The organism is Streptomyces sp. PR69 (genome assembly GCF_026420845.1).
GTDB lineage: Bacteria > Actinomycetota > Actinomycetes > Streptomycetales > Streptomycetaceae > Streptomyces.
In genome coordinates this window covers 1-18,472 of record NZ_JAOWCB010000040.1, presented here as the reverse complement: position 1 = coordinate 18,472, position 18,472 = coordinate 1, and the positions used below count along the sequence as shown (strand labels likewise).

16 protein-coding genes are annotated in these 18,472 nt (G+C 68.4%); 9 read left to right on the top strand and 7 right to left on the bottom strand.

Translation table 11 applies throughout. The features are described from left to right. A complete protein-coding gene (locus OF819_RS25955; protein ID WP_267246069.1) occupies positions 1-435 on the bottom strand; it encodes a cell division protein SepF in 435 nt (144 codons plus the stop codon). Between the two features lie 495 nt (positions 436-930). Here OF819_RS25955 and OF819_RS25950 point away from each other — a divergent pair, with 495 nt between their 5' ends. After that, a complete protein-coding gene (locus tag OF819_RS25950; protein ID WP_267246068.1) occupies positions 931-1,836 on the top strand; it encodes a S1 family peptidase in 906 nt (301 codons plus the stop codon). Between the two features lie 356 nt (positions 1,837-2,192). After that, positions 2,193-3,278 (top strand): S1 family peptidase, encoded by a 1,086-nt coding sequence (locus OF819_RS25945; protein WP_267246067.1) that lies wholly within the window; start codon positions 2,193-2,195, stop codon positions 3,276-3,278. An 85-nt stretch (positions 3,279-3,363) separates the two neighbouring features. Here OF819_RS25945 and OF819_RS25940 read toward each other — a convergent pair whose 3' ends face one another. Then, entirely contained in the window at positions 3,364-4,398 is a 1,035-nt protein-coding gene (locus OF819_RS25940; protein ID WP_267246066.1) for an ABC transporter permease, read from the bottom strand. A 167-nt stretch (positions 4,399-4,565) separates the two neighbouring features. Between OF819_RS25940 and OF819_RS25935 the strand changes: the two genes are divergently transcribed. The 3 genes from OF819_RS25935 to OF819_RS25925 all read left to right on the top strand — a co-directional run bounded on the left by OF819_RS25935 (position 4,566) and on the right by OF819_RS25925 (position 10,141). Further along, the gene (locus tag OF819_RS25935; protein WP_267246065.1) at positions 4,566-8,117 is read left to right on the top strand and encodes a DNA polymerase III subunit alpha; all 3,552 of its coding nucleotides are present in this window, start codon (positions 4,566-4,568) and stop codon (positions 8,115-8,117) included. Beyond that, on the top strand, positions 8,114-9,079 hold the full coding sequence (locus OF819_RS25930) for a DNA polymerase Y family protein (protein ID WP_267246064.1): 966 nt from the start codon (positions 8,114-8,116) through the stop codon (positions 9,077-9,079). The genes OF819_RS25935 and OF819_RS25930 overlap by 4 nt, the downstream gene beginning before the upstream one ends. A gap of 195 nt (positions 9,080-9,274) precedes the next feature. After that, complete coding sequence (locus tag OF819_RS25925) at positions 9,275-10,141, top strand: esterase/lipase family protein (protein WP_267246063.1); 867 nt, start codon at positions 9,275-9,277, stop codon at positions 10,139-10,141. Positions 10,142-10,173: 32 nt separating this feature from the next. On the opposite strand, the gene OF819_RS25920 is transcribed toward OF819_RS25925, so the two are convergent. Further along, positions 10,174-11,217, bottom strand: a complete 1,044-nt coding sequence (locus OF819_RS25920; RefSeq protein WP_267246062.1) for a lytic polysaccharide monooxygenase — start codon at positions 11,215-11,217, stop codon at positions 10,174-10,176. Positions 11,218-11,767: 550 nt separating this feature from the next. Between OF819_RS25920 and OF819_RS25915 the strand changes: the two genes are divergently transcribed. Together OF819_RS25915 and OF819_RS25910 are read left to right on the top strand one after the other, a co-directional pair. Then, complete coding sequence (locus OF819_RS25915) at positions 11,768-12,040, top strand: antitoxin Xre/MbcA/ParS toxin-binding domain-containing protein (RefSeq protein ID WP_267246061.1); 273 nt, start codon at positions 11,768-11,770, stop codon at positions 12,038-12,040. Positions 12,041-12,922: 882 nt separating this feature from the next. Further along, on the top strand, positions 12,923-13,594 hold the full coding sequence (locus OF819_RS25910) for an HAD family hydrolase (protein ID WP_267246060.1): 672 nt from the start codon (positions 12,923-12,925) through the stop codon (positions 13,592-13,594). Here the strand turns inward: OF819_RS25910 and OF819_RS25905 are convergent. The 4 genes from OF819_RS25905 to OF819_RS25890 form a co-directional block, all read right to left on the bottom strand. Continuing rightward, the gene (locus OF819_RS25905; protein ID WP_267246059.1) at positions 13,585-14,421 is read right to left on the bottom strand and encodes an NAD(P)-dependent oxidoreductase; all 837 of its coding nucleotides are present in this window, start codon (positions 14,419-14,421) and stop codon (positions 13,585-13,587) included. The genes OF819_RS25910 and OF819_RS25905 overlap by 10 nt on opposite strands. Then, complete coding sequence (locus OF819_RS25900; RefSeq protein WP_267246058.1) at positions 14,418-15,005, bottom strand: guanylate kinase; 588 nt, start codon at positions 15,003-15,005, stop codon at positions 14,418-14,420. The genes OF819_RS25905 and OF819_RS25900 overlap by 4 nt, the downstream gene beginning before the upstream one ends. Further along, the gene (locus OF819_RS25895) at positions 15,002-16,003 is read right to left on the bottom strand and encodes an AAA family ATPase (protein WP_267246057.1); all 1,002 of its coding nucleotides are present in this window, start codon (positions 16,001-16,003) and stop codon (positions 15,002-15,004) included. The genes OF819_RS25900 and OF819_RS25895 overlap by 4 nt, the downstream gene beginning before the upstream one ends. Before the next feature lie 258 nt (positions 16,004-16,261). Further along, entirely contained in the window at positions 16,262-16,681 is a 420-nt protein-coding gene (locus OF819_RS25890) for a winged helix-turn-helix domain-containing protein (protein WP_267246056.1), read from the bottom strand. Between the two features lie 1,072 nt (positions 16,682-17,753). Here OF819_RS25890 and OF819_RS25885 point away from each other — a divergent pair. Both OF819_RS25885 and OF819_RS25880 read left to right on the top strand, forming a co-directional pair. Continuing rightward, complete coding sequence (locus OF819_RS25885) at positions 17,754-18,047, top strand: hypothetical protein (RefSeq protein ID WP_267246055.1); 294 nt, start codon at positions 17,754-17,756, stop codon at positions 18,045-18,047. After that, on the top strand, positions 18,044-18,361 hold the full coding sequence (locus tag OF819_RS25880) for a diguanylate cyclase domain-containing protein (RefSeq protein ID WP_323748967.1): 318 nt from the start codon (positions 18,044-18,046) through the stop codon (positions 18,359-18,361). Before OF819_RS25885 ends, OF819_RS25880 begins: the two co-directional genes overlap by 4 nt. Positions 18,362-18,472: the final 111 nt, after the last annotated feature.

The following is an 18,472-nucleotide window of genomic DNA, read 5'->3' as shown; positions in this document are numbered from 1 at the left end:
TCAGCTCTGGTTGAAGAATCCGTCCTGCGGCCGCCCCGCCGGCTCCCCGCTGACGATCTGCGTATCGGCGGGGGTGAGCAGGAAGACCCGGTTGGCGACGCGCTCGATCGAGCCGCGCAGTCCGAAGGTCAGGCCCGCGGCGAAGTCCACCACGCGTTTGGCGTCCGCGGGCTCCATCGAGGTCAGATTGACGATGACGGGGACGCCGTCGCGGAACAGCTCGCCGATGCCCCGCGCGTCACGGAAGCCGTCCGGGGAGACCGTGGCGATCCGGCGGCCCTGCTCCTGGGCGGAGTCGGAGGCCACCCGCACCCGGGGGTCGGTGACCCACGCGTCGCTCGTCTCAGCATCCTCGGCGTACTCGTCGTCGTAGTACCGCTCGTCGCTGTCCTCGACGAGTCCCAGCCAGGCGCTCGCCTTGCGCACCGATCCCATGGACGCCTCCTTTCGCTGCGGTCTTGTGTCCGATCCGCATCCCTATGGTCGTCCATGATGCGGATCGCGCGCCAAGTGGATACTCGCCGCGCAGGGTATTCGTGACGGTACTGGTGCAGAAGATATGGCGATTCGTCAAGGTTGTTGCGGTGTAGGGGCCCTGAGGACATAAAAATATGAACGTCGAGCCGGACGGGTGAGGCATGGGGGCATCCGGGTGAACGGCCGGGACGCCTGAGTCCAACCGCAGCTTTCCCCGTTCCGGCCCCGCCGCGGCAAGCTCTCACCGGCCATGTCCGTCCGCCTTCCGCGGCCGAAAGGCCCCCTTGCGGGAGAAGTTGACGGCGGAAATACTCCCGACAGCGCTTGTCAGGGACACTGCCCGTCCGAAAACCGGACAGACATCTGGTCGTCGACCGGGTATACGCCCTGGCTGCGCCTCACGGGCCCCGAACCCCACAACGGGCCCCCGATTCCCCTCGGGAGGAATGAGAAGTGAGGATCAAGCGCACCACCCCCCGCACCCGCACGGCGAGACGCAGCCGCCTGCTCGCCGTCGCCACCGGTCTGATCGCCGCCGCGGCCCTGGCCGTACCCACCGCCAGCGCCGACTCCGCACAGACCGGCGCCTTCAGCGCCAACCAGCTCGCCGCCGCCGGCGACGCCGTCCTCGACGCGGATGTCGCGGGCACCGCCTGGCATGTCGACAAGTCGACCGGAACGGTCGTCGTCACCGCCGACAGCACCGTCTCCCAGGCCGAGATAGCCAGGATCAAGCGCGAGGCCGGAGCCAACGCCGGCGCGCTGCGCATCGAACGCACCCCCGGCGTCTTCTCCACGCTGCTCTCCGGCGGGGACGCCATCTACGCGCCGAGCTGGCGCTGCTCCGCGGGCTTCAACGTCCGCAGGGGCAGCACGTACTACTTCCTGACCGCCGGTCACTGCACCGACGGCTATCCGAACTGGTACACCAACTCCTCGCGCTCCACGCTCATCGGGCCCACGGCCGGATCCAGCTTCCCGGGCAATGACTACGGCATCGTCCGGTACTCCAACGGCTCGGTCTCGCGCCCCGGCACCGTCGGAAACATCGACATCACCGGTGCCGCCGACGCCTATGTCGGCATGTCCGTCTGTCGCCGCGGCTCGACGACAGGCACCCACTGCGGCCAGGTCACCGGCCTCAACGCCACCGTCAACTACGGCGGCGGCGATGTCGTGTACGGCATGATCCGCACCAATGTGTGCGCCGAGCCGGGCGACAGCGGCGGTCCGCTGTACTCCGGCAGCCGGGCCGTCGGGCTGACGTCGGGCGGCAGCGGCAACTGCACCTGGGGCGGCACCACGTTCTTCCAGCCGGTCACCGAAGCACTGAGCCGGTACGGAGTCAGCGTGTACTGACCCTGTGCTGACCCGGTGATCTGATCCGGTGATCTGATCCGGTGAACTGAACCGCGCACACAGCAGGAAGGCCCCCGTCCGGCAGCCGGCAGCCGGGCGGGGGCCTTCGCATGGTTGAAAACCGGACAGGACTAGTCCTCACGCAAAGCTCATGGCGCGATTGCCCGTGGTGTTCGCAAAAGAAATCGACCTGGGACGATCGACGCGGTGAAGGACCGGTGACCGCGGCTCAGTTGTCGTGTGGGCGTCCTGAAGTCGACCTTGTGTACGTGCGATCGGCGTCGGAATAGTGGGGGCCGATCCTCCGCGTTCGACCACCCCACTGGCTCGGACGCGGCCCCCCACAGGAGGTTGTGTTGAAGCACCGACGCATGCCCAGAAGGAAAGCCGCGATGGCCGGAGGGGCGATTCTCGCCGTGGTCGCGGCGGGCGTCACCTTCCAGAGTGCGAATGCCACGGACTCGCCCCAGGAGTTCAAGGCGAAGACCCTCTCCGCGACCGCGGCCGGAAAGCTCGCCTCGACCCTGCAGCAGGACCTGGGCGCAGACGGAGCGGGTGAGTACTACGACGCCGAGGCGCGGACCCTCGTGGTGAACGTCCTCGACGAGTCCGCGGCACAGACCGTGCGCAAGGCGGGCGGCAAGGCAAGGGTCGTGGAGAACTCCCTGGCCGAACTGAGGTCGGCCCGGCAGACCCTCACCGACGAGGCGACCATCCCCGGCACCTCATGGGCGGTGGACCCGGTCTCCAACAAGGTGGTCGTCACCGCGGACCGCACGGTCGAGGGCGCACAGTGGGACCGGCTCAGCCGGGTCGTCGAGACGCTGGGCGACAAGGCGGAACTGAAAAAGTCCGCCGGGGAGTTCAAGCCGTTCGCCTCCGGCGGCGACGCCGTCTTCTCGGGCGGCGGACGCTGCTCCCTCGGCTTCAACGTCCTCCGGAACGGCGAGCCGCACTTCCTCACCGCCGGCCACTGCGGGCAGTCCGGCAGCCGCTGGTCCGACTCCCGAGGCGGCCGGCCGATCGGCACGATGCTCGACTCGCAGTTCCCCGGCAATGACTTCGCGCTCGTCAAGTACGACGCCAACGCCCCACAGCCGAGCCAGGTCAACCTCTACAACGGAACCGCCCGGCGGATAACCGGCGCGGGCGAGGCCACCGTCGGCATGCGCGTCCAGCGCAGCGGCTCCACCACCCAGGTCCGCGGCGGCCAGGTCACCGGCCTTGACGCCACGGTCAACTACGGCAACGGCGACATCGTCCGCGGCCTCATCCAGACGAACGTCTGCGCCGAGCCGGGCGACAGCGGCGGCTCCCTCTTCGCGGGCGACACCGCGATCGGCCTGACCTCAGGCGGCAGCGGCGACTGCTCCTCCGGCGGCGAGACGTTTTTCCAGCCGGTGACCGAGGCACTGGCGGTGTACGGCGCCGAGATCGGCTGAGCTCCCAGCCGGCAGCGGCTGATGCCCGCCCCCGGGGCCACGCGGCCCCCGAGGCGGGCGTCAGCCGGGCGCGCGCCGGCCGTCCTCAGCGGGAAGTCCGCGCCCCCACCGGCCCCCTGTCCTCCTCGCCGTTGCGGCGCAGGGAGGCCATGATCAGGGTGATGGCGGTGCCGACCGCCGCCCAGGCGGAGAGGACCAGCAGCGGGCCCAGGACCGCGTTGCCCCGGAAGTAGGCGATGGAGCGGGCGGTCCAGGTGCCCGCGCCCGGGGGGAGGGCCGGGCCGATGGTGCGCCAGAAGTCGGGGAGCAGGGGGCCGGGGATCGCGCCGCCCGCACTGGGGTTGCCGGCGATCACCACCAGCAGGATGGCCAGGCCGATGCCGACGATCCCGAAGAGCGCCTGAAGCGCCAGGGTGGCCGCGCCGACCGCGAAGACGACGAGGGCGCCGAGGCCCCACAGCGCGGCGACGCTGCCCGGCAGGGCGTCCAGCACCGGACCCGTGATCACCGCGCCGAGGAGGCCGGAGACGACCGCGTACAGGGCCATCACCGTGAGCCGGAGCAGGGCGCGGGAGCTGTTGGCGGGCCGGGCGCCCGCGCTGATCGCCAGGACCGCGGCGCAGAGATAGCCGCCCACGCACCAGCCGACTGCCAGATAGAAGGAGGAGAGTCCGCCCGCGTCCCCGGCGGACGCGGGGGCGATGTCCTCGACGGCCAGGGTGCGCTGCTGGGCCCGCTCCAGCTGTTCGAAGATCCCGGTCAGGGCGCGGGTCTCGGCGGCGCCCTGACCGGAGGCGGTCAGCAGGGTGTCCTCGGTCGACCGGGGGTCGATCAGCAGTGCCGCGTCGATGTCCCGCTGGAGCATCTGCTCGCGCGCCTCCTGCTCGTCGGAGAGCGCACGGGGGTCCAGCGGATCACCCGGCAGCGCCCGCAGCCGCTCAAGCGCCTGCTCCGCCGCCTGCGGCGGCGCGACCACCGCGACCTTGACGTCCTTGGGGTCCGGATGGTGCAGCGCGCCGATGTACGAGGTGATGAACAGCAGCTGGAGAGCGAGTACGCCGATGACGAGCACGGCGGCCCGGGGAGTGACGGCGTTCCTCAGCTCATCGGCGAACCTCATGGCCTCAACGCTCCGTGCAGTCCGGCGTTCCCGCAGGTGGGAGGGGGCTGAATGGCTGAGGAGCCGGCGTGGGGAGGCAGTGCCGTCGCGTATCGTACGGATGTTCGAAACTTGGTCTATGGTGGTGGAGGAGGGGGAGGTGAGACGGACTGATTCAGGAGGTGCGGGTGCCCGGCTTTACGCATCTGCACACCGTTTCCGGGTTCTCCCTGCGCTATGGGGCCTCCCATCCGGAGCGGCTGGCCGAGCGCGCGGCCGAGCGGGGCATGGACGCCCTCGCGCTGACCGACCGCGACACCCTCGCCGGAGCGGTCCGCTTCGCCAAGGCGTGTGCGAAGGAGGGCGTGGGCATCCGGCCGCTGTTCGGCGTGGACCTCGCGATCGGCGACCGCGCCCCCGCCGAGGACCGGCCGGCCGAGCGGCGGCGCACCCCCGTGCGCGGCGGCGTCTTCGTCGACGAGTCCGCGCCCCGCGCCGTCTTCCTCGCCCGCTCCCGCGCGGGCTGGGCCCGGCTGTGCCGGATGGTCAGCGCCGCCCACGCGGCCGCCGGCGCCGGCAGCCCGCTGCTGCCCTGGGGCGACAACAGCGGCGACGAGCTGACCGTACTGCTCGGCCCCGCCTCCGACGTCGGCCGCGCCCTGGCCGCAGGCCGCCCCGACCGCGCGGCCCGGCTGCTCGCCCCCTGGCTGGAGCGGTACGGCGGCCGGCTGCGCCTGGAGGTCGTGCACCACGGCCGCACCGGCACCGCCCCCGGCTCGCTGCGCCAGGCGGCCCGCACCCTCGGCTTCGCCGCCCAGCAGGGCGTACGGGCCGTGCTGACGAACGCCGTACGGTACGCCGACCCCGGCCAGGGCCCGGTGGCCGACGTCCTGGACGCCGCCCGCCGCCTGGTCCCCATCGACCCCTCCAAGGGCCTCGACAGCGGGGAGCGCTGGCTCAAGGACCCGGCGGCGATGGCCCGCCTCGCCGAGCAGACCGCTGAGGCCGCCGGATTCCGCCGCGACACCGCGCACCGGCTGCTCGCCATGACTGAGGAGAGCGCCGCCGAATGCCTCGTCGACCCCGAGGGCGACCTGGGGCTCGGCACGGTCCACTTCCCGGAGCCGCATCTGGTCGGCGCGGACCGCCGCACCCCGCAGCGGGTGCTCGCCTCCCGCGCCGCCGCCGGCATGGTGCTGCGCGGCTATGACGGCCGCCGCGCCTACTGGGAGCGGATGCACCACGAACTGGACATCATCGCCCACTGGAACTACGCCTCCTACTTCCTCACCGTCGCCCAGGTCGTCGACGACGTCCGGGCGATGGGCATCCGCGTCGCCGCACGCGGCTCCGGCGCGGGCTCGCTGGTCAACCATCTCCTCGGCATCGCCCATGCCGACCCCGTCGAACAGGGGCTGCTGATGGAGCGCTTTCTGTCCAAGCGGCGCTCCGTGCTGCCCGACATCGACATCGATGTGGAGTCCGCCCGCCGGATCGAGGTCTACCGCGCCATCATCGAACGCTTCGGCGAGGAGCGGGTCGCGACCGTCGCCATGCCCGAGACCTACCGGGTGCGCCATGCGGTACGGGACGTGGGGGCCGCGCTCTCCATGGACCCGGCCGAGATCGACGAGATCGCCAAGTCCTTCCCGCACATCCGGGCCCGCGACGCCCGCGCCGCCCTGGACGAACTGCCCGAACTGCGCGCCCTCGCCGCGCGGCGGGAGCAACACGGCCGGCTGTGGCAGCTGGTCGAGGCGCTGGACGCGCTGCCGCGCGGGGTCGCCATGCACCCGTGCGGAGTGCTGCTCTCCGACGCCTCGCTGCTGACCCGTACCCCGGTGGTGCCCACCAGCGGCGAGTCCCTGCCCATGTCGCAGTTCGACAAGGACGATGTGGAGGACCTCGGGCTGCTCAAACTCGACGTCCTCGGTGTGCGGATGCAGTCGGCGATGGCGCACGCGGTCGCCGAACTGCGCCGTACGACGGGCCGGGAGCTCGACCTCGACGACCCGGAGCAGGTCAGGCCGGGCGACCCGGCCACCTATGAGCTGATCAGATCGGCCGAGACGCTGGGCTGCTTCCAGATCGAGTCGCCCGGCCAGCGCGATCTGGTCGGCAGGCTTCAGCCGTCGGCCTTCCACGATCTGGTCGTCGACATCTCGCTGTTCCGGCCGGGCCCCGTCGCGGCTGACATGGTGCGGCCGTTCATCGCGGCCCGGCACGGCCGGGCGCCCGTCCGCTATCCGCACCCCGATCTGGAGGGGCCGCTGAAGGAGACCTACGGCGTCGTCGTCTTCCATGAGCAGATCATCGAGATGCTGCACATCATGACCGGCTGCGGCCGGGACGAGGCCGACCGGGTGCGGCGCGGACTCTCCCACCCCGAGTCTCAGGGGGCGATCCGGGCCTGGTTCGCCCAGCAGGCGAAGGCCAGGGGCTATGCGCCGGAGGTCGTGGACCGCACCTGGGAGATCGTCGAGGCGTTCGGCTCGTACGGCTTCTGCAAGGCGCACGCCGTCGCCTTCGCCGTGCCCACCTATCAGTCGGCCTGGCTCAAGGCGCACCACCCGGCCGCCTTCTACGCCGGGCTGCTCACCCATGACCCCGGCATGTATCCCAAGCGGCTGCTGCTGGCGGACGCCCGGCGGCGCGGGGTGCCGGTGCTGCCGCTGGATGTGAACCGCTCGGCAGTCGCACACCGTATCGAACTGGTGTCTGATGGAAAGAGTGAATACGGTGAAAACGGGACCGCCGGGGTCTCCGGGGCGTGGGGGCTGCGGCTCGGGCTCGCCGACGTCCATGGCATCACCGAAGCCGAGGCCGCCCGCGTGGAATCCGGGCAGCCCTACACCTCCCTGCGGGACTTCTGGGAGCGGGCCCGTCCCAGCCGTCCGGTCGCCGAACGGCTCGCCCAGGTCGGCGCGCTGGACGCCTTCGGCGCGAACCGGCGCGATCTGCTGCTGCATCTCGCCGAACTCCACCGCGGACACCGCGCCGGAGGGGCGTACGGCAGTCAGCTCCCGCTCTCCGACGGACAGCGGACCGCCCGCATCGGGCTGCCCGACCTCAGCGACGCCGAGCGGCTGAGCGCCGAACTCGGCGTGCTCTCCATGGATGTCTCCCGCCATCTGATGGGGGATCACCAGGCATTTCTGGAGGAGCTTGGCGTGGTGTCCGCCCGTCGGCTGCGCGCCGCTCCACACGGTCAGACCGTGCTGGTCGCGGGCGCGAAGGCGGCCACCCAGACTCCGCCGATCCGGTCCGGCAAGCGGGTCGTGTTCACCACCCTCGACGACGGCACCGGCCTGGTCGACCTCGCCTTCTTCGACGACAGCCACGAGGCGTGCGCGCACACCGTCTTCCACTCCTGGCTGCTGCTGGTGCGCGGCACGGTGCAGCGGCGCGGACCGCGCAGCCTCAGCGTGGTCGGCGCGGCCGCCTGGAATCTGGCGGAGCTGATCGAACTGCGGCGCACGGGAGGGCTCGACGCGGTCGCGGCCCGGCTGGCCGGGCAGCAGCCGCCGCGGGACGGCGACGCCCAGCAGCCCTCGCGGGACGGCGACACCCAGCAGCCGCAGCCGTCGTCGCCGCCGGCCGACAGCGGCCGCCGCATCACCCTGTCGACCGGCTATGAGCTCAACCCCTGGGCGGACCTCCAGCCTCCGGGCGAGAAGGCCGCCACCGGACGGTCCGTGAGCAGAAAACTGTGGCACCAGAGCCCCGGGAGCGCAGGATGATCCTCTGCATACGCTTCCGGCTGCCCCCGATGTACGAGGCGGCACTGCCCGAACTGCTCGCGCTGATCGGCGACATCAGCCCGGCGGTACAGGCGCTGCCGCCCGATGCCGCGCTCGTCGACATCCGCGGCGCCCAGCGGTACTTCGGCCGGGACGCGACCGAACTCGCCTCGCTGCTGCGGGTGCGGGCGCTCGCGCACTGCGGCGTCGACTGCATCATCGGCGCGGGCCCCAACCCGATGCTCGCGAAGATGGCCGCGCGGGCCGCCGCGCCCGGCGCCACCCTGACGGTGCCGGAGGGGGACGCGGCCCGCTTCCTGCACGGCAGACCGGTCGCCGCGCTGGAGGGCGTCGGCCCCGCGACGGCCCGTACGCTGTGCGACTACGGCCTTGACTCCGTCGACCGGGTCGCCGCCGCACCGCTCGCCGTGCTCCAGCGGATCGTCGGGGCGCGCGCCGGACGCGAGCTGTGGGAACGGTCGCACGGCATCGACCGCACCGCGGTCGTCCCGAACGCCGCCGCCCGCTCCCTCGCCGCCGAACGCTCCTTCCCGCTCGATGAACTGGACCCGGAGCGGCACCGGCGCGCACTGTTGTCGATCACGGAGGAGCTGGGCGCCAGGATGCGCGCCGAGGAGCAGGTGTGCCGGTCGCTGACCCTGGTCGTACGGTACGCGGACCGGTCGACCACCACCCGCTCCCGTACCCTGCGCGAGCCGACCGCCCACTCGGCCGCGCTCACCGCCGCCGCATACCGGCTGCTCGGCTCGCTAGGGCTGCAGCGGGCCAGGGTGCGGGGCCTGACGCTGCGCGCGGAGGACCTCACCCCGGCCGAACGGGCCGCCCGGCAGCTGTCGTTCGACCCGGATGACGAGCGGGCGCGCCGGATCGAGGCGGTCGCGGACCGGGCCAGGGCCAGGTTCGGCCCGAAGGCGGTCATCCGGGGTTCCCTTGCCGCATAGCGGCTTCCGGGCAGCGGCCCCGCAGTTGATGCGCATTCAGTTTTTACCGACGCGTAACTTCCCAAGCACTTCCTACTTATGCGTAACTTGAGCTGAGCGCAGCAGTTCCAGCCGTCAGGTGCACCCCCACGCCTGTGTAGATGTCATGCCCACGTCATCACTCTCTTCTCTCTTGAGCCGCAAGGAGACTGATCGATGCTGCCCTGGAAACGCGCCAGCGGACTTCTGGCCGCCCTGCTGCTGGCCATGGTCTTCGCCCTCGTCCCCGCAGCCGCCGCCCATGCCGGCTCCGCCCCCAGCAGTGGCTGGAACGACTACTCCTGCAAGCCGTCCGCCGCCCACCCCCGGCCCGTCGTCCTTGTACACGGAACCTTCGGCAACTCCGTCGACAACTGGCTGGGCCTCGCGCCCTATCTCGTCAAGCGCGGCTACTGCGTCTTCTCCCTCGACTACGGGCAGCTCCCGAACGTGCCCTTCTTCCACGGCATCGGCCCCATCGACAAGTCGGCCGAGCAGCTGGACGCCTATGTCGACAAGGTGCTCGACGCGACCGGAGCGGCAGAGGCAGACCTGGTGGGACACTCCCAGGGCGGTCTGATGCCGCGCTACTACCTCAAGTTCCTCGGCGGCGCGGACAAGGTGAACGCCCTGGTCGGCCTCGCCCCCAGCAACCACGGCTCCACGCTGCACGGACTGACCGGGCTGCTGTCGTACTTCCCCGGCGTCGCGGACCTGATCTCCGAGAAGACCCCAGCCCTCGCCGACCAGATCGCCGGCTCGCCCTTCCTCACCAAGCTCAACGAGGGCGGGGACACCGTGCCCGGAGTCCAGTACACCGTCATCGCCACCAAGTACGACGAGGTGGTCACCCCGTACCGCTCCTCGTTCCTCGACGGGCCGAACGTACGCAACGTCGTGGTGCAGGATCTGTGTCTCCTGGACTTCTCGGAGCATGTGGCGATCGGGCTGTTCGACCGGATCGCCTTCCACGAGGTGACCAACGCCCTGGACCCGGCGCATGCCACGCGGACGACGTGCGCCTCGGTCTTTGACCGGCCCTGAGCCCGCTGGGCCGCTGACCCGACGCCGCCGGGTCAGCGGCCGACGGCCTTGCGGCGCACCGTGGCGAACAGCAGCGCCGAACCGAGGGCCAGCACCGCGGCCCCGCCGACCGCGAGGTACGCGGTGCCACCGTCGCCGCCGGTCGCGGCGAGGTTCTCGCTGCCCGCGGAGCCGTTCGCCTCGGGGGTGTTGGGCGGCTCTGCCGACAGCGCCTCGGCGCTCTTGCCCTCCACGGGCTTCCCGGCAGGTTTCTCCGCCGGAGCCGACGTCTCCTGCTTCTGCTCCTGTTCCTGCCTCTGCTCTTGCGGCGTGTGCTCCCTGTGCTCCCCAGGCTCGTCTCCGCCGTGCCCGCCGTGCGACACCGTCGACTTGTCCGTGCCGGCCTCGATCTGCTCCTCGGTCGGAGCGGATGGGGCCGGCGCGGGCGCGCCCCCGCCGCTGTCCTCGCCGAAGACGACGTCGGAGCAGGTGTAGAAGGCCTCGGGGGAGTCCGAACGCTGCCAGATCGAATAGATCAGATGCCGGCCGGACTTCTTCGGCACGACGCCCTCGAAGACATACTCGCCGTTTGCCAGCGTGGGGTCGGTGACCGTGGCGAACGGCTTCTCCTCCAGATCCGACCACTTCAGCGGCTTCGCCGGGTCATAGCCGTCCTTGGTGAGGTACAGCTCGAACCCGCCCCGGTGCGGGGCCGTCGCCTTGTAGCGGAAGGTGTGCTCACCGGACGTGAGCTTGGACGCCGGCCAGTCGGCGCGCGGCAGATCCAGACCCTTGTACTTGTCGCGGCCCGCGCTGCACAGCTTGCCGTCCGGGATGAGCTGGCGGTGCCTGCCCGCGGCGTCACCGATGTTGACCTCGTTCCAGTCGTAGAATGCCTGCGTCCCACTGGCTGCGATCGCCGCCTTGCAGGCCGCCGACTGCGGGCTCTCCGGCCCTTCGGCGTAACAGGCGGACACCCGGCTGACCGGGTCCGTCATCGACCCGTGCGCGACGGCCGGGGCGGCGGACAGCCCCGCCAGCGCGAGCGGTATGACGCCGAGGACGGCGGCCGGGGCGGCCTTGCGGCGAGCGGTCATGGCGAACTTCTCCTTCGAACAGCGTGAGGGGTGGCCGGGGCGGGGTTCGCACGGGCGGCGCGGCCCCCCGTGGACTACGGCGCCGTGCGCTCGAACCCGGCCCTGGCGATCAGCAAACTAGCCGCCCGGAACCGTGAAATCGCCCGCTGTCGGGGGAGGATGACGATCTTTATGATCGCCTTAAGGCGCGGCTAAGAGGGGCCTCAGGATGGCGGCTGCTGACGCCCGCCTGACCACTGCGTTCCGGCGAGCTCCGTCCGTAGTCGTCCATGGGGAGCCGTCCCGTGTTGTCTGGGATGGCTCCCCGTTTGGCTCCCGACCAGGGGTGCGTAATTCTGAGCGAACTGCTGACTGCAAGGCTCCGAGATCCAGGGCATTGGCCCTCAAGTCCGCGCGTTTACAATCCGCGCGCGATCACGCGCTTAGAGTGATTGTGCGCGCTGGTCAGCCTGGTAGTCTCGTGGTAGGAACCTGATGCAGGTCGCCACACGGCGGAATGCAAGGTCTGAGACGCACTCGGTCTTTGTGGTTGCGTAAAGAGGGAGTGTGCATGACTACCCATCCCCATGTTGCAAGCATCAACCTCGAGCACTTCGGGTTTAATAGCTCCGATCTTCCAGATGACAATGCCCTGCAGCAGCAGGTGAAGGAGATCATCTGTCTTCTGCAGCGGAAGCTGTACGACCAAGGTGTCCGTCAGTGGATGACAGGGCCTAACGTGCGCCTAAATGGAGCAACTCCCAGGGATGTGCTGCGACACGATAAGGATGTCGAAGCCGTGAAGGAGGCTGCGGAGGCTTACTTGCAGGGAGATTACACCTAGCTCAGCCCTCTGTAGCTGGGGTGATTGCCGTGTCTGTTCCCATTAAAGGCACAATCCGCCAGGGGGAGACGATTGATGTGAACGTGGATGTCCGATTGCACAGCGGTATTTACTGGCGCTTTTGTGACCCTCAATTCTCAGTGGCGAGTGCGCCCACCAATGCGAATCGTGACGGCCGCTATCATCGCAGGGGTGAGGAGGGGCGTTGGTACGGGTCATCGTGCCCTATCGCATCCTGGGCTGAATTGATGCGCAGCTCTCCCGATGTCAGGGTCTCTCAATGGAAAGACGCTAGTTGGTCGTTCGGGTGCGTAAGAGTCAGTAATCTTCCAGTAATTGATCTGGCAGACTCTGGAACGCTAAGCAGCCTGGGGCTGGATTGGGAAGAACTGCGTTCTAACTCTTATGAGTTGACGCAGAATCTGGCGGACATTGTTTGGCGAATTGACTGCGTGCAAGGAATCGTAGCGCCAGGTGCCCCGCTGGAAGGGCATCTAATTCTTGTGTTGCGCAAGGGGGCTCTAGAGGGAGGCCTCCTGAATGTCCTGGACGAGGAACCTAACCAACTACCTCCCAGGCACCTGCAATTTTTGGCCGATTCTATCAGGGGTACGATTCAAACTTCTGCTGGTTCTCCCGTTACTGTTAGCGGAGTGTAGGTCGATGTGGCCGCAAAGATTCCAACTGGCCATGATGGTGTAGTCAATGCTGGCGATCACACGGATTACCAAGCCTCGCGGCCGATATTGCTCGTTCGGGCGCGGAAACGGAGCGAGGTAGTAGCTCGCTGACGGCCCGAGCCGTGGCCGTCGTAACCATATGCAGTGGTGATGTGCGGCTGTGGTCGGCGCACCCCCTCGCCACTGACGATACGGTGCGACGGTGCAGCTACTCGCGCTCTTCGATCTTGACAACACTCTCATAGACAGGCATGGGGCCCTTGCGCAGTGGGCGCGAGAGTTCAGGCTGTCGTGGGCTTTGCCTCGGCGTGCCGAGCGTCAGATCTGCGATGTGCTGAAGGCGCGCGCCTACCCTGAGCATTTCGAGGTGCTCCGAGCAACCCTCGGACTCCAAACGTCGGTGAAGGATCTTTGGTCCGAGTACGTGACGGGCATGGCGCGCAAGGCCACCTGCCATCCCGGCATCCACAGCGGCCTCCGCAAGATGCGAGAGGCTGGCTGGACGCTTGGGATCGTGACGAACGGCGCGGTGGACATTCAGATGGCCAAGCTGGAGCGAGCTGGGATCGCGTCTTTGGTCGACGGGGTGTGCATCTCCGACGAAGTTGGTGTCAGGAAGCCGTCGCGACTGCCCTTCGAGCTCGCGGCCGAGCGGTGTGGCACGACTTTGGCCCAGGGCGGGTGGATGGTCGGCGACAACGCGGCAAGTGACATTGAGGGCGGCCGTGCCGCCGGGCTGCGAACGGCGTGGGTCGGTACCGGTTGTCCATGGCCGTCAGGCGCGCCTGAACCAGACCTGCGAGCGGAGGACGCTGCGGAGGCGGTTGCCTTGCTACTTGAGCAGGGCAACCGCAGCCCCTCGGTCTACTCCTGAGGGGAGTGGAGCAACGCGAGGGCTTCGTGAAGCTCCATCGGTCGATCCTTGGCCTCCGACCACTGTTCCACGACTCTGGCTGTCGCCTCCACGAGGTCAGGCGGCAGGGAAAGCTCTGCGAGCGCGCTTGCTGCCTCGCGCATCTCTGGAGCCCACCTCCAGGCACGAGCCGCGACCTTAGGCACGTACGCGGTCTCGCTGAGATAGCTGGTCGTACGGCTCTCCGCGATGTGGAGGAGCTCCTCCTCTACACCCCAGTCAGCTGCAAGAGCGTAGGCGACTGCGGCAAGAACTCGGCTCGCCTTCTGGTAGCTGCTGTACGACAGCTTCAGAGCTGAGGCCCGGCCGATGTCGCTGCTCAGCAGGTGGACCTTCACCGCCGAGTCCGTGAAGAGCCGGGCCACTGTCGTGAGCGCCTCTGGAGGGCCGGACAGGTAGAGACGCGTGGTCTTCACGTCTGAAGGTGGTGACCCGATGATCGAGCCATCCACGATGGTTGCACCTGCTGGCAGCATGGTGGCGCTGATGCTGGCCATGGTCGCTGGCGCCACAGCGTTTGCGTCGACATAGATTCCTGAGAAGGAATGGGCCGCGACGGTCGCTGCGACCTCCAGGGCGTTGGCCGGCGGACAGACACTCATGATGATGTCGGCCCGCTCCGTCATCTCGCCGACGTCGTGCACTGGAGTGAGCCCGTATCGCTGGGCTCGTTCCTTGCTCGCAGTGCTTCGCCCTGTGGAGCACCAGAGAACCTCACCTCGGTGCCGCGCCTGACTGGCAACGGCGGCACCCATGCTCCCCGGGTGCAGAATGCCGAGCACCGTCATCCGACCAGCCCCCGAATGTCGTAGACCTTGGCAGGCGTGGCGGTGGCCCTTGCCGCGTTAATCGCTTGAGCCGTCTTCGCTGGCGTGAGCTGATCGGTCCGAACTACGAGCGACCATGGTTCGGACGCATGGTCCAAGAGATCCTGGCGGGTCTCGTGCCAAACCTTGAGGCGCGCTTCTACGTCCTTGTCTCCGCGGCCCTTGCATCGCTGCTCGGTGACTTCCAATGGACACCAGAGAAGGACTCGCACCCAATGGAGCGGGAAGGTACTGACGGCACTGGCTCCAGCCACCTGCCCCATGTGCAGCACGGGGATGCGGCCAGCCGCAACGAGGGCGGAGACCTCGGGGCGGTCGATCGCGTACTGCGCGTTGTACCGGGCGTTGCGATAGAGGAGCTCACCTGCATGCGACAGTTCTTCGATGCGCTCAGCCGTGGTGAGCCGGTAGCCGGTTGTTCGGCCAGGACCGGCTTTGAGTCGCTGGAAGAGAGTGAACTCCGGTCGGATGCTGGACAGTTCTGCCGTAACGGTATCCTTTCCGGACCCTGGCGGACCGTACAGGATGATTCCGGAGGGTTTCACAGTCCACCGCCACTCAGGACGTCCCGCGCCTCGTCTACGAGAGTCACGGCGGCACCGAGGCGGTTGTTCACCACGAAATGCGGGCCTTGGGGACGCATTTTCAGGTCGAGTGTCGAAAGGTACTCGTCCCACGCTTCCATCTTCCACATGTCGCGAGCGGCACCCCGGAACTCAATGTACTCCCGCATGGACTCCGGGTCGCAGTCGACCCATATGGTCGCAAGCGAAGCCCGCTTTGCGCGGCAGAAGTTGTTCAGTCGCTGCATCCAGTCAGCTTGGGAAAACTCTGAGATGAAGGGAGCGTCCAGGATTACAGAGATGCCGGAGTTGATGTTCTCCCGTGCGACTTCAATGAGGCAGCGGTATTCGAGGGGGCGGACCTTCTCGCGGTAGAGTGTGGAGCTGCGGTCATGTGCCTCGCCGCCAAGGGCAATGAGGAGTTGGTCTACGAGTTGCCGGGTGAGCGTGTCCTTGTCGAGGATGGTCCAGCCGGTCAGGTTCCCCAGGAACTTGGCGAACTCCGACTTCCCTGAGCCCGCGAATCCCCCGACGAGTACCACTGTGGGGTCGCCTGCGCTTCCTCCCGATGTGCGGAAGCGCCACGCATTCACGATCCGCTCCCGCAGTGCTTCTGCGTTCACGTCATTCGTTCCCGCGTCGATGCTGCCGAGCGCACGCAGAATGGCCTGTGAGGGCTCCGGCAGAGAAGGCTCCCGCTCCATGGTTGCAACCTCATTCACCGCGGGCTCCTCTCCAGGCAGTGCGGGACGGAGGCCAAGTTCAGCCTCGTTTCTCCGATAGAGAATGCAGTAGGCGCGCCGGTAGTGCGGGTTGGGGTGGGTTCCATTCTCGTGGCTCCAGATCGTTTGGAAGTTAGCGGCGACATTCAACCTGTGCCGCTCCGCGATATCGCGAAGTTTCTCCCCGACTTCTTCCAGGGTGAGTTCGAACTCCTCCCTGTGCTGGCGCAACAGGTTGGACCTTTCCTTGCGAGCCATCTGCCCCTCCGTGGATAGCTGCTTGGAGCCGCGAGTGTAGCGGTCCGACTAGCTCGATGGAACTTCGTGATAGTGCGCGTATAAGCGAACGTGTAAAACCGCTGAGACTATGTCAGGTAGACGCGCGTGATACCGAATTGCCAGCAGCAGCGGTGGAATTGAGCTCGCCCACTGAGGGAGGTGCTCATGCGTCAGGTCACGGCAGGGACGCCCGAGGAGACAGCTGGCCGGCAGTCTCGGTCCGCCCCGGACCAAGGCTTAGTTTCCTTCCAGCTGCGCCACGCGCTCGCGCAGCTCGCTGACTTCGCTTCGGAGCTGCCCCAGCTCGCCGCGGAGTTCGGCAATGGCGGTTGCGGGGTCGGCTTGCTTGGCCGCGTCCACAGACGTGGGAGTCAGGAACGCCCCCTTCCCCTGGTGGCTCACCGCGAGTCCGTCCGCTCTGAGCTTTCGGATCGCGTCACGGGCCACGGTGACTGTGATGCCGTACTCCTTCTGAAGCTCCGCCAGCGACGGCAGCCGGCCAGTCTCGCTGAACTCTCCCTCAGCGATCCGTCGCCGCAGGTCATCCGCCACCTGCTGGTAGGCGGGTTTGCCAGTCCACTCAACCATCTGAACCCCAAGTCTCTTCGCAGCCTCTGCCTCATAGTGCCTAAGCGGCAGAGGGAGAACCAGCAGCACTGGCTGCTTGTTCCTCAAGAGGGCTTGACGGACTCTGCCTCACAGTGCACTCTGAGGCAGAGCTAGCAAAGCTGTCGCGCTGAAGGTGGGCGAGTGGCTAGTAAAGGCTGCTTGACCTGCACTAACGCGCGGCTAACGGAGGTCACGTCGAAGGCGCGACTTCATGGGCCCAGGAAGTGAGTGGGCCGACAGGGAGGCTCTTCGGGCTTCTCACACGCACAGGGCGGGGACGCTGCAATCCCGCTAAAGGCCAGGCAGAACAGGGCTTCGGCCCGTACTGGCGAGGTGGCCCGGTGACCGCGAGCAACGGCCGGAGGGTGGGGACACAGGTCCCCCTTGCAGTGCGACATCCCCGTTCGACCGGCGACAGGAAGGAGCCGTGATGGGTCAGCGAAGTACCTGGGCGCTGGCCGTGCTGGACCGGCGCGGCGGCTACGCCCCTGGCGTCATTGCCTGAGTCGCCGCACAGCGCACCGGGATAGCCGGTGCGTTCTGCGGCTCAGGTCATCCGCGCAGCCGGAGCGCTGCGGTCGGTTGCCTCTCCGTCCCGAGCGATGCAGGTCGTTCGGGGCGGGGTGCGGGGAGCCGGAATCCGCTGGTTCCACATTGGGTGCGCCGTCCGGAGCGGGAACTCCGGACGGCGCTGTCAGGTACCTGGTTGGAGGTTCCTGTGGTGGTGAGTCTGTCAGATGCGGAGCGGGCCGAGTTGGCCCGGAAGACCGCTGAGGTGAACAAGCGCAGTGCGAACGATGTGCGTGCGCGGGGTGGGCGGTGAGCGCCGGGCGGTGGAGCCGCGGCGGGTCGGGGCCTGCTGAGGCGTTCGCCGCTGAGGAGCAGAACCGGGCGGATGGTCTGGCCCGCCGGTGCGACGAGATCGCGTCGGCTGCGGGCCATCCGTCGCGGGGGAGTCTGCCGCATTACCAGGCGGCGTACAGGGACGCGTCGGCGAACGCCGCCGCGCACACTGCCCAGCCGGATCTCTGACGACTGCTGGTGAACGGCACGCGCCCCCGGAGTAGCCGCTCCGGGGGCGCTTTGCCGGGCCGTTGAAGATGTGAAGGGAGCACGACCCATGAAGCACATCGTTGCTGGTCATGTGGCCGTTACGGCCACAGACTTCGTAGAGCTGGCCCTGGGGACCCCGGTGGAGTTGTGGCTTGGGGTGGAGGGCGAGAGCGATCAGGAGCGGGCGGCGCGTTTGGACGCGGCCCGTGACATCCTCGCCGACCATCCTTGGCTGCCGGACGAGGTCAGCAGGATCGCCGCGGAGGTGATTGAGGCGCAGGCGCCGGAGTTGTTCAACGTCGTACCCCTGCCGCGTCCGGTGGAGCGCCGTCACCGCTCCCGGAGGGGGGCGGCGGCATGAGTCACACTCTGACGGCTGTGTCGGCTGCTTTGCCGGTGGTGGCGGGGTGGTCGGTGCACAGTGTGCGGCTGCGTCGCCGGATCGAGGCGGCGCGCCGTGATCCGCTGACGGGTCTGTGGACCCGCGACGCCTTTGCCGAACGGGCCTGCGCTCTGCTCGCCCGGTCGCGTGCGCATCTGGTGTGTGTGGTTGACCTGGATGGCTTCAAGCAGGTCAACGACACCTTGGGCCATGCGGCAGGGGGCGCGGTCCTGCGCACGGTGGGGCGGCGTCTGGCCGGCTGGGCTAAGACGCCATCCGCTTTCCGAACGTGATCGTTTGGTTCGGGCTGGGTGGGCATGAACTCCGGCTGGCGGCGGGAGAGATGGGCGTGGTTCGTCTGTTCGTCTCGCTTGTGGAGGTGGCTGGTGCCGTCGGTGTCGGTC